Source organism: Caldisericota bacterium, from assembly GCA_034717215.1.
Taxonomy (GTDB): domain Bacteria; phylum Caldisericota; class Caldisericia; order Caldisericales; family Caldisericaceae; genus UBA646.
The window spans coordinates 1-20,511 of the sequence record JAYELD010000089.1 but is presented as its reverse complement, the minus strand read 5'-3'; the positions used below and the strand labels follow the sequence as shown (position 1 = coordinate 20,511).

At 35.4% G+C, this 20,511-nt stretch carries 21 protein-coding genes, 2 tRNA genes and 1 other annotated feature; of the genes, 3 read left to right on the top strand and 20 right to left on the bottom strand.

Going from position 1 to position 20,511, the window contains the following annotated elements; translation table 11 throughout:
• Window positions 1-70 precede the first annotated feature (70 nt).
• Both radC and U9Q18_03790 read right to left on the bottom strand, forming a co-directional pair.
• Window positions 71-754, bottom strand: coding sequence for a DNA repair protein RadC (gene radC, locus U9Q18_03795; GenBank protein MEA3313477.1), 684 nt, complete (start codon window positions 752-754; stop codon window positions 71-73).
• Window positions 755-873: 119 nt separating this feature from the next.
• Window positions 874-2,940: a copper amine oxidase N-terminal domain-containing protein gene (locus U9Q18_03790; GenBank protein ID MEA3313476.1), complete on the bottom strand. Its 2,067-nt coding sequence runs from the start codon at window positions 2,938-2,940 to the stop codon at window positions 874-876.
• Between the two features lie 515 nt (window positions 2,941-3,455).
• Here U9Q18_03790 and U9Q18_03785 point away from each other — a divergent pair.
• Window positions 3,456-4,283, top strand: coding sequence for an MFS transporter (locus U9Q18_03785; protein ID MEA3313475.1), 828 nt, complete (start codon window positions 3,456-3,458; stop codon window positions 4,281-4,283).
• 8 nt (window positions 4,284-4,291) lie between these two features.
• Window positions 4,292-4,498, top strand: a complete 207-nt coding sequence (locus tag U9Q18_03780) for a hypothetical protein (GenBank protein ID MEA3313474.1) — start codon at window positions 4,292-4,294, stop codon at window positions 4,496-4,498.
• Window positions 4,499-4,504: 6 nt separating this feature from the next.
• On the opposite strand, the gene U9Q18_03775 is transcribed toward U9Q18_03780, so the two are convergent.
• The 9 genes from U9Q18_03775 to pheS all read right to left on the bottom strand — a co-directional run bounded on the left by U9Q18_03775 (window position 4,505) and on the right by pheS (window position 15,983).
• Entirely contained in the window at window positions 4,505-5,593 is a 1,089-nt protein-coding gene (locus U9Q18_03775; protein MEA3313473.1) for a Nif3-like dinuclear metal center hexameric protein, read from the bottom strand.
• A 7-nt stretch (window positions 5,594-5,600) separates the two neighbouring features.
• The gene (locus U9Q18_03770) at window positions 5,601-5,888 is read right to left on the bottom strand and encodes a DUF5671 domain-containing protein (protein ID MEA3313472.1); all 288 of its coding nucleotides are present in this window, start codon (window positions 5,886-5,888) and stop codon (window positions 5,601-5,603) included.
• On the bottom strand, window positions 5,881-6,153 hold the full coding sequence (locus tag U9Q18_03765; protein MEA3313471.1) for a DUF5671 domain-containing protein: 273 nt from the start codon (window positions 6,151-6,153) through the stop codon (window positions 5,881-5,883). The genes U9Q18_03770 and U9Q18_03765 overlap by 8 nt, the downstream gene beginning before the upstream one ends.
• 27 nt (window positions 6,154-6,180) lie before the next feature.
• A tRNA-Arg gene (locus tag U9Q18_03760) sits at window positions 6,181-6,257 on the bottom strand.
• A 33-nt stretch (window positions 6,258-6,290) separates the two neighbouring features.
• A complete protein-coding gene (locus U9Q18_03755) occupies window positions 6,291-8,519 on the bottom strand; it encodes an exonuclease domain-containing protein (protein MEA3313470.1) in 2,229 nt (742 codons plus the stop codon).
• Between the two features lie 12 nt (window positions 8,520-8,531).
• Window positions 8,532-10,880 carry an endonuclease MutS2 gene (locus U9Q18_03750; protein ID MEA3313469.1) on the bottom strand — a complete coding sequence of 783 codons (2,349 nt, stop codon included), beginning with the start codon at window positions 10,878-10,880 and terminating at the stop codon, window positions 8,532-8,534.
• Complete coding sequence (locus tag U9Q18_03745; protein ID MEA3313468.1) at window positions 10,877-12,547, bottom strand: PHP domain-containing protein; 1,671 nt, start codon at window positions 12,545-12,547, stop codon at window positions 10,877-10,879. The genes U9Q18_03750 and U9Q18_03745 overlap by 4 nt, the downstream gene beginning before the upstream one ends.
• Window positions 12,544-14,949, bottom strand: a complete 2,406-nt coding sequence (gene pheT, locus U9Q18_03740; GenBank protein ID MEA3313467.1) for a phenylalanine--tRNA ligase subunit beta — start codon at window positions 14,947-14,949, stop codon at window positions 12,544-12,546. Before pheT ends, U9Q18_03745 begins: the two co-directional genes overlap by 4 nt.
• Window positions 14,950-14,960: 11 nt before the next feature.
• Entirely contained in the window at window positions 14,961-15,983 is a 1,023-nt protein-coding gene (gene pheS, locus U9Q18_03735) for a phenylalanine--tRNA ligase subunit alpha (protein ID MEA3313466.1), read from the bottom strand.
• A gap of 233 nt (window positions 15,984-16,216) precedes the next feature.
• Here pheS and ispE point away from each other — a divergent pair, with 233 nt between their 5' ends.
• Window positions 16,217-17,056, top strand: coding sequence for a 4-(cytidine 5'-diphospho)-2-C-methyl-D-erythritol kinase (gene ispE, locus U9Q18_03730; protein ID MEA3313465.1), 840 nt, complete (start codon window positions 16,217-16,219; stop codon window positions 17,054-17,056).
• Between the two features lie 61 nt (window positions 17,057-17,117).
• On the opposite strand, the gene rplL is transcribed toward ispE, so the two are convergent.
• The 9 genes from rplL to U9Q18_03685 form a co-directional block, all read right to left on the bottom strand.
• Complete coding sequence (rplL, locus tag U9Q18_03725) at window positions 17,118-17,495, bottom strand: 50S ribosomal protein L7/L12 (protein MEA3313464.1); 378 nt, start codon at window positions 17,493-17,495, stop codon at window positions 17,118-17,120.
• Between the two features lie 19 nt (window positions 17,496-17,514).
• Window positions 17,515-18,057 carry a 50S ribosomal protein L10 gene (gene rplJ / locus U9Q18_03720; GenBank protein ID MEA3313463.1) on the bottom strand — a complete coding sequence of 181 codons (543 nt, stop codon included), beginning with the start codon at window positions 18,055-18,057 and terminating at the stop codon, window positions 17,515-17,517.
• Window positions 18,058-18,064: 7 nt separating this feature from the next.
• Window positions 18,065-18,208 (bottom strand) — a sequence feature (ribosomal protein L10 leader region).
• Window positions 18,199-18,903: a 50S ribosomal protein L1 gene (rplA, locus tag U9Q18_03715; protein ID MEA3313462.1), complete on the bottom strand. Its 705-nt coding sequence runs from the start codon at window positions 18,901-18,903 to the stop codon at window positions 18,199-18,201. Its footprint overlaps the feature before it by 10 nt.
• A 44-nt stretch (window positions 18,904-18,947) precedes the next feature.
• Window positions 18,948-19,382 carry a 50S ribosomal protein L11 gene (rplK, locus tag U9Q18_03710; GenBank protein MEA3313461.1) on the bottom strand — a complete coding sequence of 145 codons (435 nt, stop codon included), beginning with the start codon at window positions 19,380-19,382 and terminating at the stop codon, window positions 18,948-18,950.
• A 10-nt stretch (window positions 19,383-19,392) separates the two neighbouring features.
• Window positions 19,393-19,929 carry a transcription termination/antitermination protein NusG gene (gene nusG, locus U9Q18_03705; GenBank protein ID MEA3313460.1) on the bottom strand — a complete coding sequence of 179 codons (537 nt, stop codon included), beginning with the start codon at window positions 19,927-19,929 and terminating at the stop codon, window positions 19,393-19,395.
• The gene (secE, locus tag U9Q18_03700) at window positions 19,930-20,181 is read right to left on the bottom strand and encodes a preprotein translocase subunit SecE (protein ID MEA3313459.1); all 252 of its coding nucleotides are present in this window, start codon (window positions 20,179-20,181) and stop codon (window positions 19,930-19,932) included. It lies immediately after the preceding gene.
• 6 nt (window positions 20,182-20,187) lie between these two features.
• Window positions 20,188-20,263: transfer RNA gene (locus U9Q18_03695), tRNA-Trp, on the bottom strand.
• A 2-nt stretch (window positions 20,264-20,265) separates the two neighbouring features.
• Window positions 20,266-20,418 carry a 50S ribosomal protein L33 gene (rpmG, locus tag U9Q18_03690; GenBank protein MEA3313458.1) on the bottom strand — a complete coding sequence of 51 codons (153 nt, stop codon included), beginning with the start codon at window positions 20,416-20,418 and terminating at the stop codon, window positions 20,266-20,268.
• A 16-nt stretch (window positions 20,419-20,434) separates the two neighbouring features.
• A partial coding sequence (locus tag U9Q18_03685; protein ID MEA3313457.1) for a hypothetical protein occupies window positions 20,435-20,511 on the bottom strand: 77 nt, incomplete at its 5' end.

Sequence of the window (20,511 nt, the reverse complement as noted above, 5' to 3'; positions counted from 1 at the left end):
CTTGGTTATTCTTACGCTTCAAAAATCTCTCTAAAACTAAAATCCCGCTCTATTTATTAAAAAATATGAATCATCGCGTATCGTCATTTTCCTTTTCAAGAATTCCTTCTGCTTTAAAACTAAAATGCCCATTTTTGCTTACGATAATATGGTCAAGAACATTAATCCCAACAATATCACCAGTTTCTATTAATCTTTCTGTTATTAGCTTATCTTCTCTGCTCGGAGTAAGATTTCCTGAAGGGTGGTTGTGTACAAAAATAATACTTGCTGCTCTGTCTGTTATGGCATCTGCAAAAACTTCCCTTGGATGGACAAGACTTTGATTCAGTGTTCCGATGAATACCGTCCTCTTCTGTATCAAATTGCCTGCACCATCCAATGTAAATGTAAGAAAATATTCTTGTTTTCTTTCCTTTAATTCTTCTACTAATTTTACAATGTCTTTAGCGGTTTTGATTTTTACACCATCTTTTATCAACAACCTTTTTGAAAGCTCGATAGCAGATAATACCTGACAGGCCTTAGCTAAACCTATCCCATCTATTTTTTCCAACTTTTCAACTGTTAAGTTATCAAAATTATTCTCGACTGCCTTCAATACATCCCTTGCTACCCGGAATACACCTCTCCCCTTTACACCTTTCCCAAGTAGAGCGGCCATCAGCTCAAGATTTGAAAGCGCTTGAGCACCTTTCTTCTGTAATTTTTCTCTAGGTCTGTCAAATTTTGGTATGTTTTTAATCTTTTTCATCTTTTTATTTTATCCACCTTTACAAGGATTTCCAAATTATTTTAAGAGATTTGAAAATTGTTTCTGAAAATGAAAAAACATAGAAAAAAGAGGGAGGCAAGCCCCCCTCTTTTTGAAGTTTATTCCTGATGCGTTATCGTTATTATCCTTGTATTGGGATCCCACTCAACTTCACAACCGAGAGATTCTGCAATAAAGCGAAGAGGCAGCATTGTCCTATCATTTACTATAATAGGTCTTACATTATGGTTACTCTCATCAATCCATTTACCTATCCCATTTACTTTTGCCTGCGGGTTATCTATCCATAATTCTATTGTTATATCTTTGAATCTAATAGTTACCTTTCTCTCTACTCCATCCCATTCAATTGTTCCGTGAAGTGCTTCAACAATTGCTCTAATCGGAACAACAGTCCTGCCCCATTCTGGGATAATAACCGGTTTTGTGCCTCTGCCCAGGTCTATTTCTTGAAGATTCCCATTCACGGTCATCATTGGATTATCTGGTTGCAGTATTATAATTGTAATCTTTTTCTCAATCACCTCTTCGAATTCTGCAGTTATTGTATGATCTTTTTGTACATTAGTGAAAGTATAATGTTGTTCCAGATCGCTTGTTATTGCAATTGAATTTCCATCTATGAGTATTGCGCTAATTTTAAAACCCTCATCAGCTTTTATTATAAAAGTCCTTTCCTCGCCATTTATAACCTCGATTTTGCCAGACGGTATAATTTTTCCACCATAACCAGAAGATGCAGAAATAGCATAAAAAACAGGACATATATCTTTTACTTCAATATAAATAGTACTGCTTGCAACGTTCCGGGCCTTAGAAAAAATTTTACTTACGACATCTTCGAAACTAAGAGAAATGATTTTGCCATTCACTATCTCTGATTTACTTTCGACTGTTTGCTTTTTAATATAATCTCCACAATACTCAACATCTCCATCTGGATCCATCCGCAAGACAATAAAATCTAAATCTCCGGAGCCAAAGGATTTAGTCCATCCAACTACAACTAAATCATCATCAGTTGTTTGAGTTATTGATAATGCTTCTTCATCACTACTCCCATTAAATATATTTGTCCACTGAGCATTGCCGTCTTGATTAAATTTTGAAACATAAATATCTAAATCGTTGGAATCTGGCCGCTTTCTTCCACCTGTTACAACAAATCCTCCACTCGAAACGGGAATAATTGAACGAGGCATATCATAATTTTCTTGCCCAAATACCTTTATCCAGATTGGATTACCGTTTGAATCAAGTTTCATAAGAAGTGCATCAACATTTCCAATTCCGAAAGAATATGTGTAGCCGCCTACCAAATAACCTGCATCTGAAGTCCTAAAAGACGATATTGAAACATCATTACTCGATCCACCAAAGACTCTTGCCCACTCAGTACTTCCTGCCTGATCTAATTTTGCAATAAAAAAATCAGATCCTCCAAAGCTAAATGAATTTGTTGAACCCGACATTATAAAGCCCCCATCAATTGTTTGATGGACCGAGCGAATTTCTTCATTTTGACTCCCACCATAGACTTTTGACCATTTAACTCTCCCTTCCTTATCTATCTTAATCAAGATTGCATCAGAGCCGCCTAAAGTTGAAAATGTTGAGCTTCCAGCAAGTATAAAACCTTTATCTGAGGTTTGTTCAAACGCATTGATTTTATTACTACCCAAAGTTTTTGCCCACTGAATTTCCATATCTTCGTCAAGCTTAATGATAAATGCATTTTTTAATCCAACATTGAAGGATTTGGTAGAACCTAAAAGCAGTAGCCCTTTATCAAAAGTTTCTTGTATTGCATATACCTCATCGAATTTTGTGCCTCCAAAGAGCTTACTCCAAATGATAGAACCTTCTGGAGAAAGTTTAATTAAAACCATATCATAGTCCCCCAGGTCGGGATTTTCAAGACCGAAAGAGTTGCTCCTGCCGACTATAACATAATTTTCGTCAGATGTCTGAGTCACAGCATACGCTTCGTCGTTTCCCTCCCCACGAAATACTTTGACCCAGTAGTTAACAATTCTACTTGAAGAAGCTTTTGCTTCCTCCAAATCAATCCCGTTAAACGAATAGTCCTTTAGATAAAATGAATTCCAAACGAGCCACAAGGATAAGGTAAGTATAATGAAAACTACAATTAGTTTTCTAAACATAGTTATTCACCCCCTTTCTTTTTTATTTTATCCACCTTTACAAGGATTTCCAAATTATTTTGGAAAAATTATTAAAAAAGGTTTTTCACTTCATTCGCAATACCAACAAAAGTGCGTAGCGACAAAAAGACTGTCGTCTACAGTCCCACTAAGTGACTGTTATTTTAGTTGTTTGACAGGTACGCAGACAATAAGATCTGCGTCTTGACGAACCTCAAGTACAATCGTTTTTCTACCTGTGCGTATTATTTTTATCAATTTTAATTTTGGTCATTTTCACATTCTACTTCTTTTACCAAAAGGATATCATCTCCTACTGTCCTAAGATTATCATTACCAGCATTTCAGATAATAATTTAATAGAAGCACAATACAAATGACAGTAAAATTAGATGAGAATAATTCAAAATATATAGGAGAATTATTGATTTTCAATATAATAAAGAATGCAAACAAAACGAAAAAATCTGAAAATAGGATTCATTGTGTAATTTATTGTTTCAGGCGCACCGCTCATGGCGGATCTTTTTATTCCTCAATTCGCAGAAACGCTAGGAGCCACGCGATTTGAAATAGGTATCCTTGGTACTGCATTTGCATTATCAATGTTTATCTCTGCAACAGTTTTTGGAAGAATCTCTGACAAGTTAGGACGCAAAAAAATTATCTCTCTTGGATGTATATCTGCCGGACTATTCTATGCAGTTTCATTTTTTTCTGCATCATTTCCAAATTTCTTTGTTTTGAGGATATTGCAGGGAATCTCAATCGGTATATATCCGGGAGCACTTGCCGCATATGTAAATGAAAACAGCGGTAAAATGGATGATCACACCGCATGGGGCGCATTGGGCATTGCCTTTTTTCTGGGGCTCTCCAGCATAATTGCTACTCTTGTCAACATTAGATGGATATTTGTATCGGTAGGCATACTATATCTTATCTCCCTGCTTCTCGTTTCAAAATTAAAAGAAGAAGAAATAAAACCCTTTGTCATACCTCTGTTTCCAAAGGAGATAATCAAAAAAAATATAAATTTATACCTTGCAATATTCTTTACATTCACGGGTATAAATGTGACATGGACATTTTGGATACTTTTCCTGTACGAATTAGGAGCAACACCTTTTATGGTAGGTTGCATCACAATCATAAATCCTTTATTTGAATTTTTAACGCTTAAGTTTGTTGCACATAGAATAAAATGGAGGGGCACGGGGCTTGGAATCCTCATATTAGCTCTCGCATTTCCATTTTTTCTCTTGCCAGATATCCATTCCAGATTATGCCCTTGCAAGCTATTACAGGAATTGGATGGGCCTTTATGTTTGCAGGCGGGTTAAATGAAATTATGGAAAATAATAAAGAAACAGGAACGGCAACAGGTATACTTATTTCTTCAGTAAGCCTGGGGAACATTACAGGTCCGTTTATTGCCGGAATTATTGCTCTGCTGTTTAAAAGCTTAAAATATCAATTTATCTTTGCGGGACTGATTATTTTTGTAGGATTTATTATTATCTCCAAAGGAAAGAGAAGAAAAATAAATTCATCATAGTGTTTTTTACAAAACTATGTACGGAGATTGCATTTTTTTACTCTTTAATAAAAACTTTTTAGGTATTCCGCTATCAACGAGACGTCCATATATTGCATCCACAAAAAACTTTTCTGTATCAAAATGCTCTACATCAAGCAAATTTAAATCCATTTCTCGTGCATTTAACGCCGCATGATGCGCAATATCCCCCGTAATGTATATATCAACACCTAAATCTTGTACTTCGTCTAACAGCGACGTTCCTGCCCCAGTACATAAAGCAACATTTTTTACAGATACATCTTTTGATCCTATGAGGCGAACATGCTTTGCATTAAGCCTTGCTTTAACAAACTTTGCAAAATCTTTGAGACACTGCTCTTTTACCTCTCCGATCATTCCAATGCCTGAAGGCGAGTTACTTTTAATTTCGTAGATATCATATGCAGGTTCTTCGTAAGGATGTACCTTTTTCATTGACAACAATACATTGTCAATATTTCTTGCAAAGACAACTGTTTCTATTTTTATTTCTTTAACTTTTTCTCTTTTTCCTTTTTTACCAATAAAAGGATGCGTTCCATCAAGAGGCGTAAATGTCCCGCTACCCTGCAAGTTAAAGGATGCTTCTCCGTAATTCCCTATTTTACCTGCACCTGCATCAAACAAAGCATTTCTCAATTTGTCCGCATAATCAACCGGCACATACACTGCAAATTTATATGTTTTTTCGGTGCTTCTTCTAATCGATGTAATTTTTTTTATACCTAATAATTTTCCTACATAATCATTCAGGCCATCTTCTGCAAGATCGAAGTTCGTATGCATCGCAATAAGGTTTATATTGTTTACAATTGCCTTAAAAAGCGCGGGGTTCTTTTGCTTTGTAATATTTTTTACAGTAGAAAACATAATAGGGTGATGGGAAAGAATAACATTTGCCTTCTTTTGTATTGCTTCATCCACTATGTCGCTGGTTAAATCAAGCGAAATTAATACTTTTTGAATATCGTCATCAAGATCTGCAACTTGAACACCACTGTTGTCATATTGTTCCTGAAGAAAAAAAGGAGCAACGTTATTAAGAATCGAAATAAATTCAGTTATATTCATTTTTCGCTTAAATTATATTCCTTTCCTTTTGAATGGTACGCCAGGTGAAAAACCACAAAAAGAAACCCACAACTGCCCCGGTGCCACTGTTTATCAAAGAACGCACATCTACATGGATGTATGGAGCAGACTTAGCCAGTTCTTTGCCCATATTTGGATCAGCAACATGGGGATAACTTACACTAAAGAAACTGCCAATAACACCCACAATAGAAAAGATAAAAATCATAAGCCCGATAAATGAAGCGATATAAAAAAATAAATTTCTCCAAAAATCAACTTTTTCTTCATTCATCACTTTTCACCCCTTTTTTGACATGTCTTTCTCTGCTAATAATTTTCCAATGATATAAGAACATAAACCCACCTACCACAATGAGCGATGCATTCCTTACGATGCTCCGTATGGAGTAAGCCCATTCGAATGCTTCTTCTCTTAAAAATACTAAGTTAAGTACTCCGGACGTAAATGCAATGATACCAAAAACAAGCATAACAAGCGTAACAATGCCCACGCCATAAAGATAAAAGATACGCAAAGTTTCTGTTTTGTTTTTCATAATATTCCCTCCCTTTTCCCCTCAAATTGGTGCGCCCAGCAAGATTTGAACCTGCAACCTACGGTTCCGTAGACCGTCACTCTATCCAATTGAGCTATGGGCGCCTATGCTTATTATAGGCAATATACTGCATTTTGTCAAAGATTCGGTTTAATCCTATTTCTTTTCTTCCAATTATCAATTATTGAAGGTAAAGCATTTTTTTGTTCTGCATAGAATGGAAAAGAAACAAATATAGCATCGGCTTTTTCTCTAAAATTTTTATTCCTAAACTTTCCATCAATATAAAATAAAACACAGTATGCGCTATCTTTTAAGAGTTCAATCGCAATGTTTTTCAGTGTAAAAAAAGAAATATTGAGGTATTCTTCTCTACCTAAAGGTTCATGTGAAAAAAAAGTAGGCGTTTTTACAAAATAGATCTCGCTCCACCCGGAGCAAGCGGGAGTAACATCATACAACATCATCTGTATTTCGCCATCTTCTTCATGCAGGTCGACCCCTCGTGCTTTCGCATCAAATCCATTTCTCTTTAGAGAAAAATAAGCTTTGCGCAACATATCTAGCGATGAAAATAGGATTAAACTCTTTTCTCCCTTTTTGTGCACTTTTCCAAAAAAATCAGTAAATTCATCTATGAAAAAATCTCGATTAGATAAAGATAAAAACAGTGGTACTACAGAAAAAACTTTTTTATCCTGTTCTTGAGTGGTGGGAAGTTTGACAATACTACCCCTTAATCCTGAAAATTCAGAAATAAGATTATGCCTCCCAGCGATGCCAAATTCGGGTGACACAAAAACAATAGACTTTGCAATGTCCTGAAGTTTTTCAAAAAATATATTTGCATCACTGTAAGTAGAACAGATAACCAGCGTCCCTCTTCTCTTTTCGCTCCAGAAAAAACTTCCGTCAAAAAAAACCTCAAGCGGTTTAATGTTAATGCCTGAAAATACTTCTTTAAGCGTTTTGATAAGATCTGGAGGAATTTCTTCTTTCGCTGAGAGACCAGCAATATGCTCAAAAACACCCAAAATGATATTTATCTTTTCCTTAGAAAATTGATAATAAGATGCAAAGAATTTTAAATCATTTAAAGAAAAGCGTGTTGCAAAAGAAGAAAATACTTTCGGCAATCTGAAAGCATTCAGGAAAATAACGTTTCTATCCAAAAAAGAGTGCTCATAATTTTGTTTGTTAAAAAAGAAAGAATGGTTTGTTATAATGACAGAAGCAGTTGAAGCTCCATTTACGGCATCAACAAGGGGACATACCTGCCTATATTCACAAGTATCCCAACTCTTGTCACAAAAAGAAATGAGACGAAGCAAAGCATTTTTTTGAATATAAACCGGAGCATTATAAAGAAAAAAATCTTTAGTATCATAAAAATAAAAAATAAGTGCAGCAAAATACATTTTAAAGTATGAAGGAATAAGATCTGTATTTTTCAGAAGATAATCAATTTTAGCAGGACACACAAATTTATTCATATCATCAAGGCTTGCCACGTTCACCCCGGATTTTCTAAAAACGGACATTACGGTTGACCTTGAGGAATCATCATAAGTCGAAACGATCAATGGCTTTTTGCAAGAAACATGAACAAACTGCTGCAACAACTCATCATCCAACGATGCTTGAATGAAAGAAATACCAGTAAAATATTTATCGATAATACCTATCTCTTCCCCCGAACAAACAGGTAGGTATTCTGCTTCGGGAGGCATAATTTTTTTCTCCCATTTAAAACCAATTTCTTTTTCCTTTTTCTTTTCCCAATTTTCACCAAATATTAATTCATAGTTTCTTATACCTTGTGATATTTCCTTTAATTTATGCAAAAGATATGGATCAGTTTTTTCTAGTTTGCTTACAATTCGCTGGAACAGGAGATACATCATCATTGCATCTGAAAGAGCTCTATGTGCTTCATCTTTTTCAATGGACAGCGTCTTCACAAGATTTTGCAAGCTGTGCGATGTAAGCGAGGGGAAAAAAAACCTGGAAAGCTCAAGTGTATCAAAAAATTCATTTTCAATCTTTTCACCCAATAACTTTTCTAAAAATGCCCTATCAAAAGATACATTATGAGCAATAAGCGGATAATTCCCAATGAAATCCTTGAGCCGCTTTTTCACATCCTCTACATCAGGTGCTTTTTCAACATCTTCAAAGGTAATACCGGTAAGATTTGTAATAAGCTGGGGAATATTACACGAGGGTCTAACAAAAGTATTGAGCTTCTCAATAACTTGGTTATTTCTGACTTTTATAGCTCCTACTTCTATTACTTCGTCTCTTTCAATATTTAGCCCTGTAGTTTCAAGATCAAAAAAAACAAGAACGAGCCCGTCTCCAGTCACCAAAGCTCCTTTCTATTTAAGATACACAATCGTTGCGCCGATCCCACCTTCTTCTGGCTTTCCGGTGTAGAAATTTAACACATGAGGATGTTTTCTAAGATACTCAACAACAGCGTTACGCAATGCACCAGTACCTTTTCCATGCACAATATATACAAAAGGAAGACCAACAAGGTAAGCAGAGTCAAGGTATTTGTCAAGTGTTCCTATAGCTTCTTCTACCCTGCAGCCATGCAAATCCAATTTCATCGAAACTTCTTCTTCAAATAAGCCTTCTACATTCTGACGCTTACTTTCCTCATAAAGCGATTTAGCTTTCTCAATAGCGTCAAGAGAAACAGTTGCTCTAATACCACCTACTTGAACTACTATTTTGCCCTTATCTTCTAACTTTTGTAAGATAAGCCCATGTTTTTTAAAAGAAGGTAGATAAACCATATCACCTTCCCCAATATCTGCCATTTTAACGCGCACATCTCCATCTCTATTAGCTTGCTCTAATTTCTCCTCTATTTCTTCTCCTTTTTCTTTAACTTGCTTTTTTACTTCCTGGACCGCTTTTTGGCTCTTTATGTAATTTTCGAGATTGTTCATGATGTTGTCCATTCTAGACTGTGTATCTTCAACAATTTTTTGTGCCTCGTTATGCGCTTTTTTTATCTCTTCTTTTTTCCTGTTCTCTAGATCCTCAAGTTTCTTTGTATAAATTTCCTTCAACGTTTCTACCTCTTTTTGATTGTTCTCTATATCTACTTTTGATTTATCAATTTTTTCCCGGTCTAATGAAATTTTAGAGAGCATTTCCTGTGCCATAGCATGTTCTTCAGAAAGTTCTCTCCTTGAATCACTGAGCACTTTTTCTGGCATGCCAAGCTTTTCGGCAATAATGAGCGCATGGCTGCCCCCTGGGACGCCAATATACAGTTTATAAGTCGGCTGTAAAGTCTCAACATCAAAACCAACAGATGCATTTCGTGCAAAAGTAAATTCGTAAGGGAACTCTTTGAGTTTGCTGTGATGTGTCGATGCAAGTGTTATTATGTTTCTATTATACAAGTCCTTAAGTATAGCATAGCCAAGTGCAGACCCTTCTTCTGGGTCTGTTCCAGCACCCAGTTCATCTAAAAGCACAAGACTGTCTTTGTTTGCATTCAAAAGTATATTGATGATTCTTTTAATATGAGAGGAAAACGTAGATAAACTCTGCTGAATGCTCTGCTCGTCACCAATATCAGCGAACACATCTTTATAGAATCCTATCTCTGAATTTGAATACGCAGGCAAATGTAATCCAGACTCTGCCATCAGAACAAACAGCCCTGTAGTTTTTAATGTAACTGTCTTCCCTCCAGTATTGGGGCCTGTAATAATTAACATATGGTACCCGCTGCTATCGCCTATTTCTACATCAATAGGCACAACACTATTTTTTTGAATAAATGGATGCCTGCCCTGTACAATTCGTATTTTTTTCCTATCAGTAAGCGTCACTTCATTTCCATCCATAAATATAGAAAGTTTACCTTTTGCAAATATAAAATCAAGCTTTTCTATGACATTTAACGACGAGAGTAAATCATCCATCCGAGCAAGAGTTTCCTTTTCTATCTCAATAATAATCCGCTCTTCTTCTTGCTTTTCTTTTAATGAGATCTCTCGCAATTTATTATTCAATTCAACAACAGATAAAGGTTCCACAAAAAGTGTAAGTCTGCTGCTAGATTCATCCTGGACAACACAAGAGAAATTTGTCTTTCCCGATTGCTTAATAGGTATAACGTACCTGCCATTTCTTGTTGTGATAATTTGGTCCTGCACAATATTTTCGTACTGTTTTGAATAAATAATTCTTTGCAAAATAGTTTGAATCTTCATATGGGTAGTATAAATCTCTCTTCTTAAGATAGAGATAAGAGGAGAAGCGCTGTCTACAATTTTTCCATCAGGTCCGATAGCTAATCTAATTTTAGAAACAATCCCAGTAAATTTTTTAAGCGAATTAGAATAATGAGAAAGAAGCGGGAAATCATCTTTACATGAATAAAGCATCTTTTTGATTTCACCAATTGTTTCAAGCACCGATGCTGTTTGTAGCAATTCTTCCCCAGATATGGGTGAAAGCACTTTTATCCTATCAATAATAGGGTAAATGCCAACAAATTCTAAGAAAGGCAAAGCACCTTCCTGCTTATAAAAATCTCTCCCTTGAGTTGTTTCATGTATGGCTCTTTCAGCCAATTCAATATTATCATATGGCAGCAAATTTCTTGCCATAAATTTAGCACTTTCGGTAACACAAAGATCTTCAAGTTGTTTCCTTACTTTATCAAATCCTAATGATTTTATGATTTCTTCATTCATAAAAATTCCTTTAATTCTTTAAAATTAAGTGTATTCACCACATCTCCTTTTTTTAACCATGCCCGACGTAAAATTTTAATCCCATAACCCATCATATTAAGATGCCCTATATTATGCGCATCTGTGCCAACAGAAAAATATTTTACACCCATCCTCCTCGCTTGTTTCACTAACCCCGAAGAAAGATCCATCCTTTTTGGAAAAAGGTTTATCTCCATTGCTACATCAGTTTTAGCAGCTACCTCAAATACCTTTGATAGGCTAACAGCATAACCTTGTCTTACATCAATCATTTTCCCCGTAGGATGAGCAAATACATCTACAAATTTATTTGAAAGAGCACTAACAATTCTTTCAGTATTTTCTGTTGCACTGCTGTCAAATCCGCTATGCAGCGCACAAACCACAAAGTCCAACCTGGAAAGTATCTCATCTCCAAAATCCAACGTTCCATCTTTATTTATCTCGACTTCGCTTCCCTTTAATAAAACTGGAAAATCTCTTTCTTTATTTATTTTATCAACAAACTCCATTTGTTTCAATAGTCTTTTCGAAGATAAGCCATTTGCGACTTTTAGTGATGAGGAATGGTCTGTAATTGCGACATACTCGTATTTATGAAAAAAACTTTCTTCCTTTATCTCCCTTAAACTATTCATCCCGTCACTAAAATTCGTATGCACATGAAGGTCTCCCTTTATATCCTCTTCCTGTATCAAAAATGGCAATGAAAAACGAAGAGATAAATCTATCTCTTCCTCGCCTTCTCTTATTTCAGGCGGAATATATTGCATTCCAAGCTTCTCATAAACATTTTCCTCACCTTCTCCTGGAACAAGAAGGTACCCTCTCTTTGCACATTCAAATCCTTTCGCCTTCCCTATCTCTTTAATCCTGATGTTGTGCATCTTAGAGCCAGTATAATAAATCATAGCAGAAGAAAAATATGGTTCATCCACAATAAGAAATTTAAGCAAAATATTTCTCTTATCTTTTAAAGATATATAGTCATCCACTTCTTTCTCTATTCTTTTATAAGAGAGACTTTTTTCAATTATTTCCTTTGTTTTCTCGCCATCACTCAAAACAACAAAATTAATATTATTTACCCGCTCTTTCCCTCTGCGAACACTTCCAGCAATTTCAACTCTCTTAACACCTTTTGTTTTTAGTAAAGCAACTATACTGTTTCCATAGGTATATCCGTCAAAAAGAGTTAATTCTCGTGTATTATTCTGGTACAGTAGTAAACTTTTCCTGAGTTGCTCCTCCATTCTTAATCCAAATTCTCGATTTTTCCGAATTTTTCCATCACGTATTGCTTTTGAGAGATCAGCTACAGAATCTATATCTGCCCTTGTATAAAGTTTCACTATATTTTCAGGATACATACCGGGAAGCCTCAAGAGAACTTGCATTCCTTTGGGAACTTCTTTCTCAAGGTTCTCTTTTAAAGTAAAATTGCCTGTATTCAAAATTTCCTGTATATTTTCTCTTATATTTTGAGGCAAGAAAAGAGGAATCTCATATGAACTACTCAAAGGAAATTCCAACGCACTCACTGAGTAAGCACTCTTTTCATAAATAGATGCAAGAAATTTTTCACCTTTAAGGAGGAGTAAGTCTCTTGTATCTAACAAAACACAGGCAATATTCCAATTCGTCATTCTTTTCTAAGCTTTCCTTTTACCTCTCTCTGCAGAGTCTCTTCAAGAATTTTAATGAATTTGTTAATCTCCTCCCCCTTCAGTGTCTTATCAACAGATGAAAATTCAAGAGAATATGCAAGATTTTTCTTTCCTTCAGGTAGCGGAGACCCTTTATAAATGTCAAAAAGGGTTATCTTTTGGAGCTCACGTGGAGCAACAGAAAGAATTGCGTTTTTCACATCCTTTTCGGCAGTACCTTCATCAACAATAATAGCAATATCCCTCTTCACAGAAGGGTATAATGAAAATGTCTTAAAATTAATTTTTCTGCCATAATACTCCAATAGTTTTTCAACGTTAATTGCACCGTAAAAAACTTCATCTGTCAAACCAAGTTTATTTAATACAACCATGCTTATTGTGCCTAAGTAGCCAATTTTCTCTCCCTTATGATAAATACCGGCAGACTGGTATGGATGCATGAACGAAAACTTTTCTGCCTCAAAAGTAACATGAATATCATAATATAAAAACAATTCTTCAAATAGCCCCTTAAGGTATAATAAACTGTAAGGAAAATGCACTCCGAGATAGTTCTTGCTAGTCCTTGCACCTGAGAGCAATATTCCCAATTCATCTGTTTCTTTAAATAACTTTTCTTTGTAAAATACTTTTCCCACTTCAAATATAGAAACATTTACATTCTCAGATTTTTTGTTCCGTTCTAGCACAGAAAGCATTGTAGGAAGAAGCAAAGGACGCATAAATGCCATATCTATTGAAAGAGGATTAAGTAATTTTATTAATTTCTTTTTATCCGTATATTCAATAAGATCAAAAGAAGATTCGCCGACAAGAGAAATAGTTTGTACTTCGTCTAATCCCAATTTAACAAGTTTCTCTTTTAAGGCTCGTATAAAATTTTCATATTCAGTTCGTTTAGCATCTTTTAGTTCCCCTACAATTAGTGCTTCTCCAAATTCGTTGTACCCCTTCATTCGCACAATTTCTTCAATAAGGTCTATTTCCTCTTTAATATCCGCTCTGAAAGAAGGAGCAGTTACTATGAAATAATCTTTCTTTTCAATATAGTCAAAGCCTTCAAAACTAAAATATTTCCTGAGATTTTTCTTCTCTACTTTTTCACCCAATATCTTTTTAATGCGAGCTATTCTCAGATTTACGGGATTTTTAGGCGCCGGGCATGACACTGCGTTATCTTTTGTCGGAACCCCGCAAGTCTCTTTTGCTATAAGATTAGCTGCAATAATAGAAGCTTTCGAAGGAAATATAGGGTCAGCACACCTTCCAAAAGTAGCAGACGCATCAGTAGCAATACCCAAACTCCTTACGCTTCTTGCAACACATCGTGGGGAGAAATAAGCACTTTCCAAAAGAATGTTTTTCGTTTTCTCAGTAACAGCCGTTTTAAATCCACCTATTACTCCTGCAATGGCAATGGGTCCTGATTCATCTGCAATAACAAGATTTACGTTAGATAAATTTCTCTCGATTTCGTCAAGTGTCTTTATCTTTTCTCCTTTTTTTGCAGGCCTTATATATATTTTCCCTTTGATAATATCTGCATCAAACGCATGCAGAGGTTGCCCATAAAAACCCAGCACAAAATTGGTAATATCAACAACACTATTTATAGGACGTATTCTCAGCATGAAAAGTTTTTGCCGTAATAAAAGCAAAGAATCTGTGACAACAACATCCTTAATAAATCTTCCAGAATAAAAAGGACAGAGATTCTTATCCTCTATAATAATTGGAATATTCGTAACACCCTTCGTTTTTAAAGAAACCGCTTCTTCTAATTGAGAAAAATCTGCTCGCCTGTCTTCTTCCTTTGCTTTTATAATCTCGATCCAGCGTGCAACACCTCGCAAACAAAAAGCATCTGCTCTATCGGGAAGAAGGGAGATTTCAAGATAATCATCATCGATTGGTAAAATATCTTCAATCTTTTCTCCCACTGGTGTATCGGTTGGGAATATTAAAATTCCTTCCTTTTCTTTGCTGCCTAAAATTTCAGGGTCAAGCCCTAGTTCTAAATAAGAACAAAGCATTCCACTTGACGCAACTCCTTTAAAATCCTTTTTCAAAATATTCGTACCGGAAGCAACTTTACTATGCGGTAATGCTACAGGTACAATGTCTCCATTTTTTAAATTTGAAGCGGTAGTAATAATCTGGACATCTTCATTACCCACGTTAATAATAGCCCTATTAAGCTTTGTATCAGTAATGCTGTGAATTGTTTTAACTTTTCCAGTTATAATGCCATCAAATCTGTGCCTGCCCTTAGTGATTCCTTCCACTTCAAGCCCCATCATTGAAAGCTTCTCTCCAAGTTCTTCCGGAGTATAGTCAAATTGAATAATGCTTTTCAACATTTTTATCGATGTAAGCATGTACCACCTCTCTATCCTCTAAATTGCTTTAAAAATCGTAAATCATTCTGGTAGAACATGCGTATATCAGGTATTTTATGCTTTACCATCGCAATACGTTCTATCCCCCAACCAAATGCAAAACCCTGATAAATTTCGGGGTCAATACCCACATTTTTCAACACATTCGGGTGGACCATTCCAGAACCTCCCATCTCCAGCCATCCTGTATTTTGGCATACAGAGCAGCCTTTGCCTCCACAAATTTCACAACTAATCGATGTTTCTGCTCCGGGTTCAACAAACGGGAAATAAGAGGGTGTGAATCTCACTTTTACCACTTCTCCAAACATTCTTTTTGCGAAAAGAGAAAGTGTCCCCTTAAGATTTGCAAATGTAACTTTTTTGTCTACAACAAGTCCTTCTATTTGATGAAAAACAGGAAAATGAGAACTATCAGGAGCATCTTTTCGATAACACCTCCCCATCGCAATAATTCGTATTGGAGGTTTGTATTTTTCCATTGTTCTAACTTGGATAGGAGATGTTTGCGTTCTAAGAAGAATTTTCTTAGATAGATAAAATGTATCCTGCATAGCTCGGGCCGGATGAAATTCAGGAATATTTAGTGCTTCAAAGTTATAATAATCTTCTTCGATTTCAGGGCCAATCATTACGTCAAATCCCATAGAAAGAAAGATATCTTCCGCACGAGATATTGTTTGAGAAAGAATATGCAGCTCCCCTGTATGCAATTTTATCCCCGGCAGTGTTACATCAATTTTTTCTTCCTCCAGTTTGTGGCTTGCCTCTATAGATTCAGTTCTTTGAATTTCTGCTGATATCCCTTTTTCTATGAAACTTTTCAGTTCATTAATCTTTGCGCCAAAATGCTTTCGTCGTTCCTTTGGCACAGTTTTAAAAAGTTGAAAAAGAACACCTATTTTCCCTTTTCTTCCAAGAAAATAGATTTCAAGTTCTTTCAATTCTTTCAGAGATTTATTTTTTATTTTCTCTTTGAATTCTTCTTTTATTTGTTTAATTTTGTCTTCCATAACAAACCTCCATTTGATTATCAATTTTACACAGAAGTGAAGTAAAGTCAATTAAAAATTTGGTGCATAAAAATTATAAAAAACCTGCAGATTTTAATCCAATCATCCTATTTGCCTGTACAAACCATATTAAATATACTTTTTCTCCGCAATTATACACATATGTCCATTTATTTTATAGACATTTTGAAAAAGTTCTTCTCGTAATAACCAAAAAAGTATATAATAAGATTATGAAACAAAATGCATATGCAAAGATTAATCTTACATTAGAAATTATTGGAAAGCGCCAGGATGGATTCCACAATATTGAATCGGTCTTTCAAGAAATTTCATTGTGTGATGAAATAGAAATAGAAAAAAATAATACATTGGATATCAAGTTTGTTCCTTCAATAGATACAAAGAAAAGCACAGTCTACAAATCAGCAGAAACATTTTTCAAGACAACAAGAATAAGAGAGCGTGCAAAAATAAAAATTAAAAAAAACATCCCTATAAAATCTGGATTAGGCGGAGGCAGCTCTGATGCCGCAACAACACTGCTATTGTTAAACAAGCTTTTCATGCATCCCATGAAAAATGATGAAGTAATAAACATGGGAGAAACAATCGGATCAGATGTACCTTTTTTCTTTTTTGGAGGCACATCACTTGTAGAAGGAAAAGGGGAAAGGGTGTACCCAATAAGCCCCATTAAAAAACTGTATGTTCTACTTTTGATACCATCTTTTTCGTTTTCCACAAAAAATTCTTACTCGCAAATCGACGGGTTTAAGTTCGACAAAACAAATCATACAAAAAAACTCATATCTATTCTAGAAAAAGAGAAGTACGATTTAAGCGAGATAGAAAACTGTCTTCATAATGATTTTGAAAAAATGCATCTACATATCAATAAAATTTTTACATCTACCTTGAGAAATTTAGAGCAAAAAACGAGCAAAAAATTTCACTTGACCGGATCAGGCTCAACTTTGTTTGCTCTTTTCGACAATTTATCTAAGGCACAACAAGCGCAAATCAAACTAAAAACAACAGGCATTAAAACAATACTTACAGAAACAAGATAGCAGACAAATAAAAACAGGGGATGCAGAACACATCCCCCATATCAAATCAATTGAAAAATACTTACTTAAGCTCTACCGTTGCTCCTGCATCTTCAAGTTTTTTCTTTAACTCATCTGCGTCTTTCTTTGGCAGACCTTCTTTGACAGCCTGTGGTTCACTTGCGCTAGATTCTACAAACTCTTTAGATTCTTTAAGCCCGAGCTGCATAACTTCCCTGACTACTTTAATAACACCGATTTTCTTCTTATCATCAAACCCTTTTAGCACCACATCAAATTCTGTTTTTTCTTCTGCAGGTGCTGCAGCAGCCGGTCCTGCCATTGCTGCCATTGGTACCGCAGCAGTTACTCCGAATTTTTCCTCGAGAGCTTCTACAAGCTCTGAAAGCTCTAAAACACTCATTTTTTCAATTTCTTCAATAAGTTTTTCTTTAGTCATGTTATCCTCCTTAAATTTTTTAAGCAGCCTTTTCGGCTTCTTCTTTTTTATTTTTAATTTGTCCTAAAACAATAACCAAATCCTTTTCGGGCTTTTGTAACACAGCAACCAGTCTTGAAAGAGGTGATTGTATAAGGTAAACAAGTTTACTAAGAAGCGTTTCTTTGGAAGGAAGTGTTGCAATTTTCTCTATATCGTTTCTTACAGTCCATTTACCGTCAATGAGTCCTATTTTAACTTTAAAAACAGGTTGTTCGTCCTCATTTTTGAATTCAACAAATTTCTTAACTAATGTCACTGGATCAGATTCATATAAAGCCACACCGACAGATTTAATAAACAAATTTTCATCAACATCTTCAAAACCTGCCGCCTCCATAGCTCTTTTTAATAAAGAAGCTTTTATTACTTTGTAATAAATGCCTTCCTTCTTAAGCGCCTTTCTAAATGCAGCAGATTCATTTCCTTTAATTCCAGAAAAATCGACAAGCAGAATATTTTTCTGTCCTTTTAATTTTTCTGTCATTTCTTTAACTACTTCTACTTTTTGCTCTTTTCTCATAAATTCCTCCTTAAACAAAAAACCCTGGCATTTTATGTACTTACCAGGGAAAATCAATTATAGTATTTTTCTATATTTGATAAACCTCGGCTGGCACATTTATTTAAGGGCTTAACCCGCCAACTGTCTTGGGTTGCTTATCTACTTTTTCAATTTTAATAAATCCTGCACATCAATCCGCAACGAGGGTGACATTGTCAAAGAAATAAACGCCTTCTTAAGATATTGCCCTTTAACAGATGCAGGTCTTGCTTTTAAAATTGCTTCATTTAATGCAAGCAAATTTTCCTTAATTTGTTCCGCAGTAAAAGAAATTTTACCAATAATTGTGTGAATTACTCCTGTTTTATCAACTCTATACTCTATTTTACCTGCTTTAAAATCTTTTACAGCTTTAGCAACGTCGTCTGTTACTGTTCCTGCTTTTGGATTAGGCATTAATTTTCTAGGTCCTAATATTTTTGCAACTTTTCCAATATCACGCATCATGTCTTTTGTCGCAATAGTAATATCAAAATCTAAAAAGTTTTCCTTGACAATTTTGTCTATCAGTTCTTCTGCTCCCACTATGTCAGCTCCTGCATTTTCAGCTGCTCGTGCATCTTCTCCCTTTGCAAATACAAGCACCTTTACTTTTTTTCCTGTTCCGTTTGGAAGACTGATTACTCCTCTTACATTCTGATCGGCATGTTTTGGATCAACATTCAATATATATGCAGCTTCAATGGATTCATCAAATTTTGCACTTTTTAGTTTTGGTAATATAGCAATTGCTTCATCAACTGTATATGCTTTTTCTTGTTCTACCAATTTAATTAATTCTTTGTACCTCTTGCCTCTTTTCATCTTTACCTCCTTGTGGTAATAGACTTAAAGTCTCCCACAAAAAATCATCCAATTACATCCACACCCATATTGCGGGCTGTGCCTTCAATAATTTTTGCTGCCTGATCCAGATCGTCTGTATTTAAATCAGGTAATTTCATCTTTGCAATCTCTTTTAACTGCTCTCTTCGTATCGTCCCAACCTTTATCTTGTTAGGTTGAGCAGATCCAGAATCAATCTTAAGAGTTCTCTTAATAAGAGAAGAAGCCGGAGGAGTTTTAGTAATAAAATCAAAGCTCCTATCCTCGTAAACCTTAAGAACAACAGGGATAATCAATCCAGATTGCTTTTGAGTTCGAGAATTAAACTTCTTGCAAAATTCCATAATGTTGACCCCCTTCTGTCCCAATGCCGGACCAACAGGAGGCGCAGGAGTTGCTTTCCCAGCTTCAATCTGAAGCTTTACAATTCCCATAACCTTTTTCTTTTTTTTAGCCATATTTCACCTCTTAAATTCTCTGTATAAAATCGGTTTTTATTTCTACAGGCATTTCTCTTCCAAACATTTGGAGAATCACCCTTGCCTTACCTTTTTCCCGATTAATTTCTTCGACAGTGCCCTCCATTTCTTTAAAAGGACCAGCAAGTATTTTGACCTTGTCGCCTATATCGAAATTCAGCTTCTCTTCTGCCTCTTCTTCACCAATCCTTGTATGAATTGTTTTAATTTCATTTTCTGTGAGAGGCGTAGGTTTTCCACCACTTCCAACAAAACCAAGTACTCCAGAAATATTTTTTACCACAAGCCATGTTTCATCAGTAAGTATCATTTTTACAACAATATAGCCAGGAAATACCTTTAAAGGCTTTATTTTTCTCTTGCCCTTTTCAACAACACTATAATAGTCAACAGGAAGGATTACTTCAAGGATTTTATCCTCTAAACCATATGCTTTTATATGGTCTTCCAGATTATTTTTAACCTTTTTTTCAGAACCTGAATATGTATGGACAAGATACCACTGCGCAGTTTTACTTTCTTCCATTTATTTCGTTACCAGCGCTTCCATTCCTTTAGCAAAGATGAAATCCCATAACCCAATATATAAAGCCCAAAATAAAATAAAGCCAATCACAGTAATGCTATAGGTTTTCATTTCCTTCCATTTTGGCCAGAGAACCCTGTGTAAAAGTTCCACCTTCACTCCGGAAATAAAGCTTCGAAACCCCTCTCTTTTTGCTTTAACAGTTTGCATCTGTTGTGTTGCCTTTGCTTTTGCGTTTCTATTTTTACCCATAATAAGTGGCAGGTCCGAAGGGATTTGAACCCCCAACCCTCGGTTTTGGAGACCGATGCTCTACCAATTGAGCCACGGACCTATTTATGCCTTTACCTCCTTATGAAGAGTATGCTTTTTGCAATACTTACAATATTTTTTAACTTGAAGCTTTTCTCTGTTTGTCTTTTTATTTATCGTCGTTGAATAATTTCTTCGACGACATACAGTACACTCAAGAAGAATAATATCTCTCATTATTGCAACCCTTTCCTTATTCCATCACTGCAGTAATAACACCTGCTCCTACTGTTCTACCGCCTTCACGGATAGCAAACCTCTGGGTTTCTT

Coding starts and splice junctions, on each gene's coding strand:
- U9Q18_03750 (MEA3313469.1), bottom strand. CDS start 10,880: ATGAATGAAGAAATCATAAAATCATTAGGATTTGATAAAGTAAGGAAA.
- rplA (MEA3313462.1), bottom strand. CDS start 18,903: ATGAAAAGAGGCAAGAGGTACAAAGAATTAATTAAATTGGTAGAACAA.
- pheS (MEA3313466.1), bottom strand. CDS start 15,983: ATGGAAGACAAAATTAAACAAATAAAAGAAGAATTCAAAGAGAAAATA.
- ispE (MEA3313465.1), top strand. CDS start 16,217: ATGAAACAAAATGCATATGCAAAGATTAATCTTACATTAGAAATTATT.
- rpmG (MEA3313458.1), bottom strand. CDS start 20,418: ATGAGAGATATTATTCTTCTTGAGTGTACTGTATGTCGTCGAAGAAAT.
- rplJ (MEA3313463.1), bottom strand. CDS start 18,057: ATGAGAAAAGAGCAAAAAGTAGAAGTAGTTAAAGAAATGACAGAAAAA.
- rplL (MEA3313464.1), bottom strand. CDS start 17,495: ATGACTAAAGAAAAACTTATTGAAGAAATTGAAAAAATGAGTGTTTTA.
- nusG (MEA3313460.1), bottom strand. CDS start 19,929: ATGGAAGAAAGTAAAACTGCGCAGTGGTATCTTGTCCATACATATTCA.
- U9Q18_03780 (MEA3313474.1), top strand. CDS start 4,292: ATGGAAAATAATAAAGAAACAGGAACGGCAACAGGTATACTTATTTCT.
- secE (MEA3313459.1), bottom strand. CDS start 20,181: ATGGGTAAAAATAGAAACGCAAAAGCAAAGGCAACACAACAGATGCAA.
- pheT (MEA3313467.1), bottom strand. CDS start 14,949: ATGCTTACATCGATAAAAATGTTGAAAAGCATTATTCAATTTGACTAT.
- U9Q18_03745 (MEA3313468.1), bottom strand. CDS start 12,547: ATGACGAATTGGAATATTGCCTGTGTTTTGTTAGATACAAGAGACTTA.
- U9Q18_03775 (MEA3313473.1), bottom strand. CDS start 5,593: ATGAATATAACTGAATTTATTTCGATTCTTAATAACGTTGCTCCTTTT.
- U9Q18_03765 (MEA3313471.1), bottom strand. CDS start 6,153: ATGAAAAACAAAACAGAAACTTTGCGTATCTTTTATCTTTATGGCGTG.
- radC (MEA3313477.1), bottom strand. CDS start 754: ATGAAAAAGATTAAAAACATACCAAAATTTGACAGACCTAGAGAAAAA.
- U9Q18_03770 (MEA3313472.1), bottom strand. CDS start 5,888: ATGAATGAAGAAAAAGTTGATTTTTGGAGAAATTTATTTTTTTATATC.
- U9Q18_03785 (MEA3313475.1), top strand. CDS start 3,456: ATGGCGGATCTTTTTATTCCTCAATTCGCAGAAACGCTAGGAGCCACG.
- rplK (MEA3313461.1), bottom strand. CDS start 19,382: ATGGCTAAAAAAAAGAAAAAGGTTATGGGAATTGTAAAGCTTCAGATT.
- U9Q18_03790 (MEA3313476.1), bottom strand. CDS start 2,940: ATGTTTAGAAAACTAATTGTAGTTTTCATTATACTTACCTTATCCTTG.